The sequence below is a fragment of the Bacteroides neonati genome (assembly GCF_000499785.1).
Taxonomy (GTDB): Bacteria; Bacteroidota; Bacteroidia; order Bacteroidales; family Bacteroidaceae; genus Bacteroides; species Bacteroides neonati.
This window is the reverse complement of sequence record NZ_HG726020.1, coordinates 883,639-898,369: the sequence shown is the minus strand read 5'-3', so window position 1 is coordinate 898,369 and position 14,731 is coordinate 883,639. Positions and strand designations below refer to the sequence as shown.

Genomic DNA, 14,731 nt, shown 5'->3' with positions numbered 1-14,731 from the left:
AGTTCGATGTTACATGCCTGCAAACTGTTTGGCAAAGTCTGTTATTTGTTTGAGTGCGTTGATATCTTTGTTTTTCAGTACAAGTGCCATTTCGCTTTTGCCATTCTCATCGACACCTATTTCGAGGTAAGACAGTTGAGAGGCGAGTGTAGCGTACATCTTATACTCTTCGCCACCAAAACCGATCATCATCTTTACGATGGGTAGTTCGAGAATCGCTTCTATGTTAATGGCAAAGAATGCATTTTTACCTTTCATATCCGAAGCGTAGCCACTATCTTTGATCGACTTGTCGGCTGCTTTGCCTATTTCCTTATAGATTAATTCGTCGTTGGTTGCATAAAGTTGCTTGTTGCGTATGCCGAAAAATACATTCATGCTTCTTGATTTATACACATACTCATTATCGCCCAACTGTAGCAACTCCTCTCCTTTGCCGAGCTTCAAGGACTGTTTGTTCGCATAAATCGTTTTCAACACTTTGTCGTTCTTTATATCGGCGTACAGAAGGAAGGTGGCGGCATTCTCTTTCATTGATACATTCAACAGTCCGGCAGCGATGTCGCCGTCGAACGAGCCGAACAACTCTTTCATCTCCTCAGCCCGTGCCAGCGTTACATTGTTGGTGAATTCCTTGTTCTCGAGCAGTAAGTTGTAGAGTTCGGTACCGTTGGCTCCTACATTGGCAAAGGCAAGCGTAGAGGCGGGGAAGTATTTCAATAAATTGCCGTTTAACTTGATCAGGGCTTTTTCGCTCTTTTTGATCATGGCTTCTACCTCTTTGTTTTCCGAAAAATATTCGAACTGTAAGGCGATTCTTCCTTTCTCGAAACTAAGGTTGCCCAACACCATAACGTCTCTCGGATTTACATTGCCCGGAAGACCCATACTGGCTTGGCTGGTATACATCTCGGGAATAGCCGCCATCGAGGCGAAGAAAGTAACATCTCCTGTTTCTTTCTGCATCTTTTTGAAACCGGGGTTACTCTCAATACTGTTATCGGCTGTTTGTTTGAGCAGGTTGGTAAGTGTTTTTTTAACCTCTTCGGTTTGAGTGGTTCCACTGACCTCGATCAGTAAGATCGTGGTTGGACTGAACGCTAAGAGACTGTTACCATTGATGGTGGTAAAACTGTATCCGTCGGCTTCTGCTATCGGTTGGCAGATTTGCTCTTTGACCATGATATCGAGCGAGGCACGCAGGTTTTCTTGATTGTTTACTTTGGCTGCCAAGGTCGTGTATGGGAAGGAAGTAGCCGAAAACAGATAGATTGGTGACTTTATATCGACGCCCGATTCGGAAGGGTTGTTGATGATCTTCTCCAGTTGCTGAAAGGTAGCGGCATTGACTCCACTCTTCAGCGCATCTATCAACTTTTGTTTGGCTGCTGCATTGTCCTTGTCGTTCAATCCGGCTTTATCGTGCAATGATTGTAAGTCGAAGGCTGCAATAGCCGTTACATCGGCAGGAATAACATGGGTGTATTCCGCTTTTTTAGAACAAGCTGCCAGAAAAGCAATCAGTACAATCAGTACCGAGAGACGAGAAATCAAATTCTTTACCATACTATCTTAGATTTAAAATGTTGTTACTCTACATATGTAGCGTATGACAGGCTACCAAAGCAGCAGTCTCTGTGCGCAATCTTGACTTGCCTAGGCTGATTGCCACAAAGCCTTTATCCAGTGCTTTTTTAACCTCTTCTTCGCTAAAGTCTCCTTCGGGACCGATTAACACCAATGCATCTTCGCCTCTTTTAAAAACATCTTTCAATAGGGGCTTTTCGCCTTCGTAGCAATGAGCGATGAACTTTTGACCGTCGAACTTCTGTTCGATAAACTTGTCGAAGTCTATCATCGGGTTCAGCTTGGGAAGACGTGTCTTGAGTGATTGCTTCATAGCCGAAACCAATATCTTTTCGATGCGTTCGGTTTTAATTACTTTTCGCTCGGAGTACCGGCAGTTGAGGAAACTCAGTTCATCCATCCCTATCTCTGTTGCTTTCTCGGCAAACCATTCGTTGCGATCCATGTTTTTGGTTGGCCCCATGGCAATGTGCAAATGCCCTTCCCATAAGGGATCTTGACCGATTGTTTCCAGAATGGTTACCATGCATCGTTTGTTGGTTGCAGCACTTATCTCTGCGCGATAAAAGCTGCCTTTACCATCGGTTAGGGTTATTTCATCGCCTGTTGTTAAGCGTAAAACACGGATGCAGTGTTGAGCTTCTTCTTCGGGAAGTTCGGCTTTTATTTGTATATCGGGAGTATAGAATACATGCATGATTAATTATTTTTGTCGTTGTATTTCGTCTCGCAACTGAGCTGCGAGCTCATAATTCTCTTGCTTAATGGCTTCATTCAGCTGTTCTTGAAGTATGGACAGGTTGGTCGGTTCACGATCTATAGACAAATCTGCTTCTTCGGGTACCGGTTCTTTTTCTTCGCCTTCTTGTATATGAAGGCACTCTTTGTCGAGAATGCTTTCATAAATGTAGATCGGTGCATCTGCACGAACAGCCAAGGCTACAGCATCTGAGGTACGTGCATCGATACGTATGACGGTATCTTCTTTCCGAAGGTAGATATAGGAGTAAAAAACACCTTCGTTTACTTTGTAAATGAGTACACGGTAAAGCGTAGCCCCCAATATATTTAAGCAGGTGTTGAATAACTCGTGTGTAAGTGGGCGCGGTGTTTGAATTCCTTTTAAGCAGAGTGCGGTAGATTGTGCTTCGGCAGGTCCAATAATGATAGGAAGCTTTCGTTGACCGTTTACTTCGCCCAACAGCATGGCGTAAGCACCTACCTGCGCCTGGCTGTTGGTAATATTGATAACCTGTAACTCTACCTTTCTTTCCATTCTAATCTTTATATAACTGCCTTCGGATCGTGCTTGTATTTAAATATAATAGCAAATAATACCGTAACTACCACTGCATAACCCGCAAAGACAAACCATGATGCAGGCCACCCCATTCGATCCACTACTTCGCCGGCTGCATACGAACCGAAGAATGCACCGAAACCGTTGGTCATAATCATGAATACGCCTTGTGCACTCGAGCGGATGGAGTGGTCTGTTTCTTTATCAACATATAACGAGCCCGAAATGTTGAAGAAATCAAAAGCGACTCCATAAACCATCATCGAAAGAATAAGCATCCATACGCCACTACCCGGATTGCCTGCTCCTAAAAGAGCAAAGCGAAGTACCCAGGCACACATACTGATAAGCATTACATTTTTAATACCGAAGCGTTTCAAGAAGAATGGTATGAGAAGGATGCACAGCGTTTCGGACATTTGCGAAAGTGAAATAAGAATGTTGGCGTGTTCTACACCAAATGTGCCCGCATATGCCGGATTACTTCCGAAGTGGTTGGTCAGGTAGTCATTGCCAAAGGCGTTGGTTATTTGTAGAGATACGCCCAAAAGCATTGAGAAGAGGAAGAAGATAGCCATCTTCTTTTGTTTGAATAAGGCAAAAGCCCGCAGTCCCATAACGTCGATCCAAGATTGGTTTTTCGCCATCTTGGCAACCGGACAGTTGGGAAGTGTAAATGCATAGGCACCTAATATAACGCTTAATGCAGCCGAGAAATATAACTGCATCGACGATCTGGCAAAACCCAATAGATCGACTGCAATCATGGCTACGATAAAACCTACCGTACCCCATACGCGGATAGGAGGGAAGGCTTTGACCGTTTCAAGTCCTGCCTTGCTCAATGCATTATAGGCTACCGAGTTGGATAGCGAAATAGTAGGCATATAAAACATGACGCTACAAAGTATCAGCGAGTATAGAGGAACATAATCTGTTTGAGGAGCTGCTGCTATCATAAGCACTGCTGCAATTAAGTGACAAATACCCAGCAGTTTTTGTGCGGGAACCCAACGGTCGGCAATAATGCCCATGATGGCGGGCATAAAGAGGGAGGCGATACCCATTGTTGCAAAAAAACTACCGATCTGACGTCCGGAGAACTCTAACCCACCACCTAAATAGGCTCCTAGTGAAATAAGCCATGCTCCCCAGATTGCGTACTGGAGAAAATTCATGATAATCAAACGAAACTTTATGCTCATACTGCTACTTTTATTTTATCTTTATCTATATTTTATATTTGGCAAAAATAATGTTTTTTTTCTAAAGATAGCTGTCTGTTGTTTTTAAAAATGAGGGGTACAGGTATAAATAAGCTGATGAGGAGTAGGGGCAAAAAAAAATTGATTGTCATCTCGACAACCAATCTTCATAACCTTAAATCTAATACCATGAAAAACACAGTGCAAAGATAATGGGTTTATGTTATACAACATAGCTTTTCGCTTAAAAAATCCACGTATTAACATTAATTATATTTTTCGTTTCCGTTTTTTGTTGTATAGAGTCGGTTTACTCTACATAGAGTACCAATCCTTTGAGGTATTCGCCTTCGGGATGATAGATACTTACCGGGTGATCGGCGGGCTGGGTGAGCTGATGCAAGATGCGTACACTACGTCCCGACATTGCCGCAGCTGTAAATACTGCCGTACGGAAATTATCCTTAGTTACCACCTGCGAGCAAGAGAAGGTGAACAAAATACCACCGGGTTTGATCTTCTCAAACGCTTTTGCATTCAGTTTACGATATCCTTGCAATGCGTTGCGCAATGCATCTCTGTGTTTGGCAAAAGCCGGAGGGTCGAGAACGATCAAATCGTATTGGTCGCCCATACGGTCGAGATACTTGAAGGCATCGTCTGCATAAGCTGCATGGCGTTGATCGCCGGGGAAGTTTAGTTCAACGTTCTTATTGGTCAGGTCGATGGCTTTTGCCGAACTGTCTACCGAGTGTACCAGATGAGCCCCTCCGCGCATGGCATAGAATGAGAATCCTCCGGTATAGCAGAACATATTCAAAACAGAACGTCCCTTAGAGTATCGTTCGAGCAGGCTGCGGTTTTCGCGTTGATCGACAAAGAAACCCGTCTTTTGTCCTTTTAGCCAATCTACGTGAAACTTTAATCCGTATTCCTGAGCGAGGTTGTCACTGCTTCCTCCTTTTAAGAATCCGTTTTCGGGAAACAGATCGGCCTTGAAAGGCAAAGTTGTTTCAGACTTATAGTAGATGTTTTCAATCCGATCGCCCATGACCTCGGACAATGCTTCGGCAATGGCCATACGATCCATGTGCATACCTGCCGAGTGAGCTTGCATAACGGCCGTTTTGGCGTATACGTCAATGACCAGTCCGGGTAATGTATCTCCTTCGCCATGTACCAAGCGATAGGTGTCGTTTGTGGGGTTGGTGGCAACGCCTATCGCACAACGCATATCATACGCAACTTGCAGTTTATGCTTCCAGAACAGGTGGTCGATAGGTTCTTGTCGAAATGTAAGTACGCGCACCGCAATGCTTCCCACTTGAAAATGCCCGGCAGCAATGAATTCTTTTTGAGAGGTATAGACCTCTACCACTTCGCCTTCTTCGGGTTCGCCATCGAAGCGGGCGATAGCTCCTGAAAAGATCCAAGGGTGAAATCGCTTTAACGACTCTTCTTTACCGGGTTTGAGATATACTTTGTACATTATAGGTTATAATTAATGGTGGATTATTTGATTGTTTCGGTCTCTTCGGGTGCCAGCTCAAAATTGCCGCTTGCCTTGAGTTCCTGAAGCAGGTTGTAGATATGAAGACAAGCCCATGCGTCGGTAGCTGCGTACTGTTTTTGTGCATCGGTCAGTACATCTGCCTCCCAATTGGAAAGACGTTGCGATTTGGATATTTTCTCATTGAAAAGGATGCCATATATTTTTTGAAGGCTTTTATCCTGAATACCGAATGGGCGAACATAATCTTGCAGATCAATGCATTTCTGTGGGGTGAATGGTGCGCGTTTGTGCAACATCATAAAATCATCGCGAAGCGAAAGGCCGATCTTCATTACCGACGGATTCTCTAACAGTTCGATCAATGAAGGGGTAAGCCCTGTTATGTTTAAGCGAAACAAGAAGCAGCATTCATCCGAGGAGATCTGCAACAAAGCCACTTTATGAGACTGTCCTTTGGTAAAGGATGGGCGTGTTTCGCTATCGATACCTACCACTGCCTGCGATTGCAAATAGGCAACAGCCTTATCTGCCTCCGCTTCGGTTTGGATGACAAATATTCTTCCTGCAAAAACAGCTTTGGGTAGTTCTTTAACGGCTTCTTTGCTTATAGTTCTTTTTACAATCATTCTTTTTTAGTCCTCTTCCTCGTCAAATTTTTCTTCTTCTTCCAATTCTCTCATCTCAAATGCAGCGTCCGCTTCATCCAGTTCCTCCTCGCTATCGTCATACGGTAAGTCTTCATCCTCGAATGTTTCATCATCGGGGTCGATGTTGTATTTTACATCGTGGATGGCGCGTAAGGTATTTACCAACTTTTGTCCCCAAATAGGACCAAAGTTCTCGATACATCGTGCCAGCGAATCGTGCATTGTTTGATTGAGTCCTAAACCGAAGATGAAGATAAAGTCGCGAATGTCCTGGTAGATATCGGCCAGTTCTTCGGAGATACATTTGCGGATGGGTTGGTCACTGTAGGCCATGTCGGGAAGGAAAACCTCCAGGTAATCATCTTTTTCGCCCATTACACGGGCTAAGTTGGAGCGTACCTCTTCGTACAACTCTTCGGTTACGTAGGTTTCGAGGTCGTCTTCTTCCATGGCTTCGCATTTGGGCAGCAAAGTTGCCTTGAGATAAAGCAGCGGAAGTAACTTTAAACTTTGGTCGATAAACTCTTTGCGCTTCATGCTTCCTGCACGTTCGAAACAGCGGCAAACCTCGGCGGCTACTATAACGAACTCAGAGACACTTTTTTCGAATATAACTTGACTTCCTTTTTCCATATCTGCTTGAATTGAAACGCAAAGGTAGCAAAAAGGATTGAATGAGCAGTGAGATTCATTACAAAAACAGTCAATATGGGCAAGAAAGGAGTTTTTATGACAACGTATAACTTTCGGGAATTTAGTGGAGATGTTTATTGTTTTTTTGCTACTTTTGCATCAACTATTCAAGGTAACAAAACTCATGGCAAAAAAGAAAATAGAAAAAGAAGTCGAAGAGAAATCGGTTTCTACCAATAAGCTAGTTGCATTCTTTAAGAATGAAACCATTCATTTCGTCATTGGATTGGTTCTGGTGATATTTTCCGTTTATTTACTGTTGGCGTTTTCGTCCTTTTTCTTCACAGGTGCTTCCGATCAGAGTATTATCGACAGTGGTAATCCGCAGGACCTGTCTGAGGTAAATAATCAGGTAAAGAACTATGCCGGATCGCGAGGTGCGCAGTTGGCCAGTTATTTGATCAACGACTGCTTTGGTGTATCTTCTTTCTTTATCTTGGTGTTTCTGGCTGTTGTAGGACTGAAGCTGATGCGCGTGCGGGTGGTTCGTATCTGGAAATGGTTTATCTGTTGCGCTTTATTGATTGTATGGACTTCTGTTTTCCTCGGATTCGCATTCATGGATACGTATCAGGATTCATTTATATACTTGGGAGGACGCCACGGATACAATATCAGTAAATGGATGATCTCGCAGGTCGGTGTTCCGGGTGTGTGGATGATCTTATTGGCTACTGCGATTGTTTTCTTTATTTATATAAGTACAAAAACGATTGTTTGGCTACGCAAATTGCTGACCCTTAGTTTTCTGAAACGCAAACAGCGTGAAGAACGTGAAGCATCTGATTTGTTCAACGGCGAGGCTGACAAGGCCGAAGCGATCAAAGAGGAGAGACCGCAAGAGTTTGTTAATCCGCAACCTCAGGAGGTAGAGTTTGCTGTTGACCGCACGTATAAGCAGGAGGTATCCAAGCCAAAACCCGAAGAGTTGCAAAGGCCGATATCTGCTACTCCTGCTTCGAATGAGTTGCATGAGCCTGCCGATGAGGAAGAGCTGGCGATGACCTTCGAAGATACTACAACCGATTCGGTGCCCCCTTTTCAGGTACAGTCGGCAGCCCACGAGCCTGAGTTCGAAATAGAAGCTCCTGCCGACGATGATGAAGCTTATCACGGAGTCGAACAAGAACCTTACAACCCGAAACTTGATTTGGAGAACTATCGTTTTCCGACGGTGGAGTTGATGAAGTACTATGAGAATAGCGAACCAACCATCAATATGGAAGAGCAGAACGCTAATAAGGATCGCATTATCAATACGCTGAGAAGCTTCGGTATCGAGATAAGTACAATCAAGGCTACCGTAGGACCTACGGTTACGCTCTACGAAATAACTCCCGAGCAAGGAGTACGTATCTCCAAAATCAGGGGATTGGAAGATGATATCGCATTGAGCCTTTCGGCTTTGGGTATTCGTATCATTGCACCGATTCCCGGCAAGGGAACCATTGGTATCGAGGTTCCTAACTCGAACCCGAAACTTGTTTCCGGTCAATCGATTATCGGTAGTAAGAAGTTTCAGGAGTCTACGTATGACCTGCCCATTGCTTTCGGAAAAACCATCACCAACGAGGTGTTTATGGTCGATCTCTGTAAAATGCCCCACGTGCTGGTGGCCGGTGCTACCGGTCAGGGTAAATCGGTGGGATTGAATGCCATCATCACCTCCTTATTATATAAGAAGCATCCGTCCGAATTGAAGTTTGTGTTGGTTGATCCTAAAAAGGTAGAGTTTAGTATCTATTCGGTGATTGAGAATCACTTTCTGGCCAAGTTGCCCGATGGAGGCGATCCGATCATTACCGATGTTACCAAGGTGGTGCAGACACTCAGCTCGGTTTGTGTGGAGATGGATGCTCGTTACGACCTGCTTAAGGCAGCGCATGTACGTAATATCAAAGAGTATAATGAGAAGTTTGTCAACCGTCGGCTGAACCCCGAGAAAGGACATAAGTTTATGCCTTATATCGTTGTAGTGATCGATGAGTTCGGTGACTTGATCATGACCGCCGGAAAGGAAATCGAACTGCCCATCGCCCGTATTGCCCAGTTGGCTCGTGCGGTAGGTATCCACATGATTATTGCTACACAGCGACCCACTACGAATATCATTACCGGAACCATCAAGGCCAACTTCCCGGCTCGTGTGGCTTTCCGTGTATCGGCTATGATGGATTCGCGTACCATTCTTGACCGGCCGGGAGCCAATCAGCTCATTGGTCGTGGTGATATGCTCTTTTTGCAAGGAGCCGATCCGGTACGTGTACAGTGTGCATTCATCGATACTCCGGAGGTGGAGGAGATCACGAAGTTCATTGCCCGTCAGCAGGGTTATCCTACTGCCTTCTTCCTGCCGGAGTGTACTACAGATGATGGAGGAAGCGACTTGGCGGATGTTGACATGGGACGCCTCGATCCGTTGTTTGAAGAGGCTGCCCGTCTGATCGTTATTCATCAGCAAGGCTCTACTTCGTTAATTCAACGTAAATTTTCCATCGGTTATAACCGTGCCGGTCGCATCATGGATCAGCTTGAAAAGGCAGGTATCGTAGGCCCTACACAAGGTAGTAAAGCACGCGAGGTGCTGTGTGTCGATGAGAACGATCTCGGCATGAGACTGAACAATATACAATAACTGACTGTTAAACCATAATGAGCTGATTGCTCGTAGAGATCATGAAGTATATAATTAGCATTTTAATCGCATTCTTCGCCTTACCCCTGTTTGCCCAACAGCAGAAGGAAGCACGAACAGTACTCGACAAAACGGCTGCTACCTTCGAGAAGGCCGGTGGTGTGAAAGCGGACTTCCGTATCAAGGTTTTCAGTAAAGGCCGACAGATAGTCGATTCGGGTGGAGCCATTCAACTGAAAGGTGAAAAGTTTCTCCTGAAAACTCCCGATGTAACCACTTGGTTTGATGGAAAAACGCAATGGAGCTACCTTGACGGAAGCGACGAGGTTAACGTAAGCACCCCCACCGCAGCCGAGTTGCAAAGCATGAATCCCTATGCACTGCTCTATCTGTATCAGAAAGGATTTTCCTATCGGTTGGGAAGTACGAAGGTATGGCTGGGGAAATCGGTGTACGAAGTAATCCTCACTGCTACAAACAAACAGCAGGAGTTGGCGCATATTAAACTTTACATTGCTAAGGATTCTTATCAGCCGATGCGTATTGATGCCGAAATGCGTGATAAAACACGCAGCGAAATCACCATCACAAGCTATCAGGCGGGCTTGAACTATACAGATAATCTGTTTGTTTTTAATAAGAAGCAATATCCAAATGCAGAGATTATAGACTTAAGATAAAACTAAGAAAAAAGAATAAAGAATGGAAATTGAAAAAGTAAGATGCCTGATCATCGGTTCAGGACCGGCTGGTTACACAGCTGCTATATACGCCGGACGTGCTAATTTATCGCCGGTACTTTATGAAGGACTTCAGCCCGGCGGACAGTTGACTACAACTACCGAGGTAGAGAATTTTCCCGGCTACCCTCAAGGAATCGACGGCCCTAAGTTAATGGAAGACTTGCGTACGCAGGCCGAACGCTTTGGTGCAGATATTCGTTTTGGTATAGCCACAGCGTCTGATCTGACCAACGCTCCCTATCAGATCGTGATCGATGGCGAGAAAACCATCGAAGCGCAAACCCTGATTATAGCCACCGGTGCCACAGCGAAATATTTAGGACTCGAAGATGAGAAGAAATATGCAGGTATGGGTGTTAGTGCCTGTGCTACGTGCGACGGATTCTTTTACCGTAAGAAGGTAGTAGCCGTTGTCGGTGGTGGAGACACTGCATGCGAAGAGGCCATCTACTTGGCCGGTTTGGCTTCGAAGGTGTACCTCATCGTGCGCAAGCCTTTCTTGCGTGCATCGAAAATCATGCAGGAGCGCGTCATGAATCACGATAAGATCGAAGTACTGTTCGAGCACAATGCTGTGGGACTGTATGGCGACAACGGTGTTGAGGGTGTGAACCTGGTGGAACGCTTTGGTGCAGCTGACGAAAAACGTTATAGCTTGCCTATCGACGGTTTCTTTTTGGCCATCGGTCATCAACCCAATTCGGATATATTCAAACCCTACATCGATACTGACGAAACCGGTTACATCTTAACCGAAGACAATTCTCCCCGCACCAACGTACCGGGTGTATTTGCTGCCGGCGATGTGGCCGATCCACATTATCGTCAAGCGATTACGGCTGCCGGCAGTGGCTGCAAGGCTGCTATTGAAGCTGAAAGATATTTGTCCGAAAGAGGTTTGTAAGCTTTGAAAAAGTAGATAAACAACTTTATGACCCCTTATATATAAGGTGAAAATAGCTATTTCTAAAAAGTGGCAACTCTCCATGTCTTATTTTCATGAACTGAGCTGCTTATAAATACAACTATTTTTGTGTAAAAAAAGACGGCGGCCTTTTTCGAAAAAGCCGCCGTCTTTTTTATATTTCTCGCCATCTTTTTGAGATTCTTCGCCGTTTTTTATTCTATTCTCTACGGCCTTAATAAATTTCTATCTCGTCAATGTACAGATCGGCATGGATGATTTCTCCGGGAGTGTCTTTGCGACAATCGATTCCGTTGCGCAGGGTGCCTCCGTTTTGTATCTTCACTTTCACAAACTGAGCTTCAGTGGGCTGAAAACTGAGTGAATCGGTATAGGCTTTGCGACCCTTTGGGGGGAATTGTCTCGCGAAGGTCGATGCGGCAACTTCCCGATATTGTACTCCATCGTTCGATACCTCTACCGAAGCTCCACCGGCAGGTAGGATGCGATAGGCAGGGTTAAATAAAGAACCGAAAACCACCTTGCTGATCTTTGTGGGCTTTTCCATGTTTACGATAAACTCAAGTTCGCCGCAGGTATCGCTCATGCCGAAACTTGTCCAAGGGGCGTACGAGGCGTTGTTGCCGCGTTTGCCGTTGGTCAGTCCCAGTGTGGTGCTATCTGCTCCAAGCACATCGTACTCATTGACTGCATCTCCCGTTGCCCATCCCATGGCGGGTGTGGTGGTAAACCGCTTTCCGCTGATAAGGTTGCCGTAAAGTGATTTGCTACTTACCTTGCCCAAGCGTTTATCTTTGTTGAATACAGCTGCTTTCAAATCCAGCTGTCCCGTCAAGGCGAAGGGTTGCGTATAGCGTTCCGATTGCTCTGTGGGTTCGCTTCCATCCGTTGTATAGCGTATGTCGGCATTGGGGTAGAAGCTTTCGAGCACTACGTTCAATACACCGCTGCCGGGCTCTACATGTGTGTTGATGTTGACGTCGAAGAAGTTGCGACACGCTTTCACCTGCATGATATCCATGCGCTCGAACTCCTCTACCATGCGCCGGCAGAAACTGTTCCAGTTTTTGTTTCGATTCTCCGTCCATCCGGTTTCGGCAATGGCTATGGCGCGCGGAAAGGTTTGATAATCGCGTCGTTCGTCGTTCTGCATATACTCGTTCCAGATGTTTCCTTGTAGGCCGATGATGTGTTTTTTCACCAATTCATCTGCATCGTCGGGCACCGGGTTGTAGCTATATGTCTTCTTAAGCGTATTGTATCCGCCGATGGTGGTGGGTGCAAACTCCGGATCTTCTTGATAATGATCGAGGTAAACGTACGGATTCGGCGTCATAATGGCGTTGTGACCTGCTTTGGCAGCCGTAATTCCACCCTCTACACCACGCCATGACATCACGGTGGCGTTGGGAGCCAGTCCGCCTTCCAGTATTTCGTCCCATCCGATGATGTTGCGTCCTTTGCTGTTGAGGTATTTCTCCATGCGGGTGATGACGTAGCTTTGCAGCTTTTCTTCCTTCGTATGTTTCTTACCATCGACTGCATTGGGGGTAGTGTCGTCTTTCAATCCTAATGTGCGGATGAGTGTCTGACAGTGGTCGCAGTTTTTCCAGGCTGTTTTAGGACATTCGTCTCCACCGATGTGGATGTACGAGCTGGGGAAGAGCTCAACCACCTCATCGAGTACTCCCTCCAGAAAGGCGAAAGTCTCTTCTTTGGGACAGAACACCTGATCGAATACACCCCAAGTGCCCGTTACATCGTAAGTGGTGTCGGGGGTACACGATAGTTCGGGGTAGGAGGCAATGGCTGCAACGGCGTGTCCCGGCATCTCAATTTCGGGAATCACGGTGATGTATTTAGAGGCTGCATAGGCAACTACCGCTTTGATCTGCTCTTGCGTATAGTATCCGCCATGCTCTTTGCCATCGAATATCTGCGGCCAATTCGTATAGTAATAATCCACCAGTGTTTCTTTGCGCTTTGATCCGATCTCTGTTAGTTTCGGGTATTTCTTGATCTCGATTCTCCATCCCTGATCGTCGGTAAGATGCCAGTGGAAGGTATTCATCTTATGCGCCGCCAGTTGGTCGATGAACTTATAAATGTAGTCTAATTCGGAGAAGTGCCGGCATACGTCGAGCATCAGTCCTCGATAAGGAAAGCGCGGAGCATCTTGTATTTCGACTGCCGGAACAGACCAGGCTGCTTTTTTATCTTTCGTGCGACCATAAACAGCCGGTGGTAATAATTGATAGAGTGACTGCACCCCATAGAAAAAGCCATTGGGTTGAGAAGCCGAAAGGATAATGCCCGAGGGCTTAACCGATAGCTCGTATCCCTCGGCCGGTAGTTGGGGGTTCATGGCGAATGTAATGGTCGGAGCACTCGAGTTGGCCTGATCCGTTTGCGATAACCGAATGCCCGAGGTGAGTGCTATGCGCTCCACCAAGCTGTCGGCTATGGTTTTGACTTCGGGTGTACAGGCAGCTGTGACTACCTTTACCTTGGAACTTAGCTCGAAACGCCCTTCCTGAGGGATCATCTGATTGGGTAAGGGAACAATGTTGTACTCGTTAACAACCTCTTTTGTCTGCTTGCATCCGGGGGAGATAAAGAGAAGCGACAAAAGAAAGAGTGGAATTCCTTTCTTCATAATTCAAATGTGTGTTAAGTATAATAATATAAAAAAACAGAGTTTATCCTATCTTGCTGATTTTCTTTAGTTTCTCTTCGTCGATAATCTTAATCTTTCGTCCGTCGATCGTGATTAATCGTTCGGTAGCAAAGTTTGATAAAGTACGGATGGCATTGGAGGTTGTCATGTTCGATAGATTGGCCAGATCTTCGCGCGAGAGGTAGATACTCAGGGTAGATCCGTCTTCTTCGAGTCCATAGCTCTCTTTCAAGAAAAGTAGTGATTCGGATAAGCGACCGCGGATGTGTTTTTGAGTGAGATTAACGGTTCGTTCGTCGGCTATTCCTAAATCGACTGAGAGTTGTTTGATGAAAAAAAGTGCGAGGTTGTTGTTTTGCGACAGCAGATGCATGATTGCACTCATCGGAACAAGGCCGATGATGGAAGGCTCGAAGGCAGATGCAGCAGTTACAAAAGCTTCTTTGGCAAAGAAGGCACGATAACCAAAGTATTCTGTTGGTTTCATCATACGGATGATTTGGCTTCTGCCGCCTACACCGTCTTTATAGATTTTCACCTTTCCGCTGATTAAACACATCAAGTGTGTGGGTGTTTCTCCTTCACAGTAGATGGTTTCGTTTTTTTTGTAATTTTGTAAGGTGAAGTTATTGGTCAAAAAGTCTCTTTGCTCTTCGTTCAAAGGAGCCCACATATCGGAAAGTTTTTCCGAAATATCTATATCCGACAAGTTTATCTTAACCATAAGTGCTGCAAAACTGTGTTATAAAGCACAAATGTAGAAAGAAAAAATGAAAAAAAGAATAAAAATGAAAAAAGTTTCATTG

The 14,731-nt window shown here is 45.3% G+C and carries 11 protein-coding genes and 2 pseudogenes; 4 read left to right on the top strand and 9 right to left on the bottom strand.

Translation table 11 applies throughout. The features are described 5' to 3' along the window. Positions 1-9: 9 nt before the first annotated feature. From TY03_RS06770 to TY03_RS06740, 7 genes are all read right to left on the bottom strand, one after another. Entirely contained in the window at positions 10-1,566 is a 1,557-nt protein-coding gene (locus TY03_RS06770) for a DUF4836 family protein (RefSeq protein ID WP_042368465.1), read from the bottom strand. A 28-nt stretch (positions 1,567-1,594) separates the two neighbouring features. Next, the gene (locus tag TY03_RS06765; protein WP_042368464.1) at positions 1,595-2,284 is read right to left on the bottom strand and encodes a 16S rRNA (uracil(1498)-N(3))-methyltransferase; all 690 of its coding nucleotides are present in this window, start codon (positions 2,282-2,284) and stop codon (positions 1,595-1,597) included. Positions 2,285-2,290: 6 nt separating this feature from the next. Beyond that, positions 2,291-2,863 carry a bifunctional nuclease family protein gene (locus TY03_RS06760; protein ID WP_042368462.1) on the bottom strand — a complete coding sequence of 191 codons (573 nt, stop codon included), beginning with the start codon at positions 2,861-2,863 and terminating at the stop codon, positions 2,291-2,293. Between the two features lie 8 nt (positions 2,864-2,871). Beyond that, entirely contained in the window at positions 2,872-4,092 is a 1,221-nt protein-coding gene (locus tag TY03_RS06755) for a nucleoside permease (protein WP_042368460.1), read from the bottom strand. 310 nt (positions 4,093-4,402) lie between these two features. Next, positions 4,403-5,581, bottom strand: a complete 1,179-nt coding sequence (locus tag TY03_RS06750) for a class I SAM-dependent rRNA methyltransferase (RefSeq protein WP_042368458.1) — start codon at positions 5,579-5,581, stop codon at positions 4,403-4,405. Between the two features lie 23 nt (positions 5,582-5,604). Continuing rightward, the gene (locus TY03_RS06745; RefSeq protein ID WP_042368456.1) at positions 5,605-6,231 is read right to left on the bottom strand and encodes a 3'-5' exonuclease; all 627 of its coding nucleotides are present in this window, start codon (positions 6,229-6,231) and stop codon (positions 5,605-5,607) included. A gap of 6 nt (positions 6,232-6,237) precedes the next feature. Continuing rightward, entirely contained in the window at positions 6,238-6,885 is a 648-nt protein-coding gene (locus TY03_RS06740; RefSeq protein ID WP_052332412.1) for a DUF5063 domain-containing protein, read from the bottom strand. A 184-nt stretch (positions 6,886-7,069) separates the two neighbouring features. On the opposite strand from TY03_RS06740, the pseudogene TY03_RS23205 reads away from it, so the two are divergent. From TY03_RS23205 to trxB, 4 genes and pseudogenes are all read left to right on the top strand, one after another. Continuing rightward, positions 7,070-7,718 (top strand): annotated as a pseudogene (locus tag TY03_RS23205) (DNA translocase FtsK 4TM domain-containing protein); the annotation flags it as partial. A 224-nt stretch (positions 7,719-7,942) separates the two neighbouring features. Beyond that, positions 7,943-9,580, top strand: a pseudogene (locus TY03_RS06735) (DNA translocase FtsK); the annotation flags it as partial. Positions 9,581-9,618: 38 nt separating this feature from the next. Beyond that, the gene (locus tag TY03_RS06730) at positions 9,619-10,260 is read left to right on the top strand and encodes a LolA-like putative outer membrane lipoprotein chaperone (protein WP_042369242.1); all 642 of its coding nucleotides are present in this window, start codon (positions 9,619-9,621) and stop codon (positions 10,258-10,260) included. 22 nt (positions 10,261-10,282) lie between these two features. Further along, positions 10,283-11,227, top strand: coding sequence for a thioredoxin-disulfide reductase (trxB, locus tag TY03_RS06725; RefSeq protein ID WP_042368452.1), 945 nt, complete (start codon positions 10,283-10,285; stop codon positions 11,225-11,227). Positions 11,228-11,462: 235 nt separating this feature from the next. Here trxB and TY03_RS06720 read toward each other — a convergent pair whose 3' ends face one another. Next, positions 11,463-13,904, bottom strand: a complete 2,442-nt coding sequence (locus TY03_RS06720) for a family 20 glycosylhydrolase (protein ID WP_042368450.1) — start codon at positions 13,902-13,904, stop codon at positions 11,463-11,465. A gap of 43 nt (positions 13,905-13,947) precedes the next feature. After that, positions 13,948-14,649 carry a Crp/Fnr family transcriptional regulator gene (locus tag TY03_RS06715; protein WP_042368448.1) on the bottom strand — a complete coding sequence of 234 codons (702 nt, stop codon included), beginning with the start codon at positions 14,647-14,649 and terminating at the stop codon, positions 13,948-13,950. Between the last annotated feature and the right edge of the window lie 82 nt (positions 14,650-14,731).

Excerpts from the sequence above, each read along its gene's own strand:
- TY03_RS06745 (WP_042368456.1), bottom strand. The coding sequence starts at position 6,231 with ATGATTGTAAAAAGAACTATAAGCAAAGAAGCCGTTAAAGAACTACCC.
- TY03_RS06750 (WP_042368458.1), bottom strand. The coding sequence starts at position 5,581 with ATGTACAAAGTATATCTCAAACCCGGTAAAGAAGAGTCGTTAAAGCGA.
- TY03_RS06760 (WP_042368462.1), bottom strand. The coding sequence starts at position 2,863 with ATGGAAAGAAAGGTAGAGTTACAGGTTATCAATATTACCAACAGCCAG.
- TY03_RS06715 (WP_042368448.1), bottom strand. The coding sequence starts at position 14,649 with ATGGTTAAGATAAACTTGTCGGATATAGATATTTCGGAAAAACTTTCC.
- TY03_RS06740 (WP_052332412.1), bottom strand. The coding sequence starts at position 6,885 with ATGGAAAAAGGAAGTCAAGTTATATTCGAAAAAAGTGTCTCTGAGTTC.
- trxB (WP_042368452.1), top strand. The coding sequence starts at position 10,283 with ATGGAAATTGAAAAAGTAAGATGCCTGATCATCGGTTCAGGACCGGCT.
- TY03_RS06755 (WP_042368460.1), bottom strand. The coding sequence starts at position 4,092 with ATGAGCATAAAGTTTCGTTTGATTATCATGAATTTTCTCCAGTACGCA.
- TY03_RS06765 (WP_042368464.1), bottom strand. The coding sequence starts at position 2,284 with ATGCATGTATTCTATACTCCCGATATACAAATAAAAGCCGAACTTCCC.
- TY03_RS06720 (WP_042368450.1), bottom strand. The coding sequence starts at position 13,904 with ATGAAGAAAGGAATTCCACTCTTTCTTTTGTCGCTTCTCTTTATCTCC.
- TY03_RS06770 (WP_042368465.1), bottom strand. The coding sequence starts at position 1,566 with ATGGTAAAGAATTTGATTTCTCGTCTCTCGGTACTGATTGTACTGATT.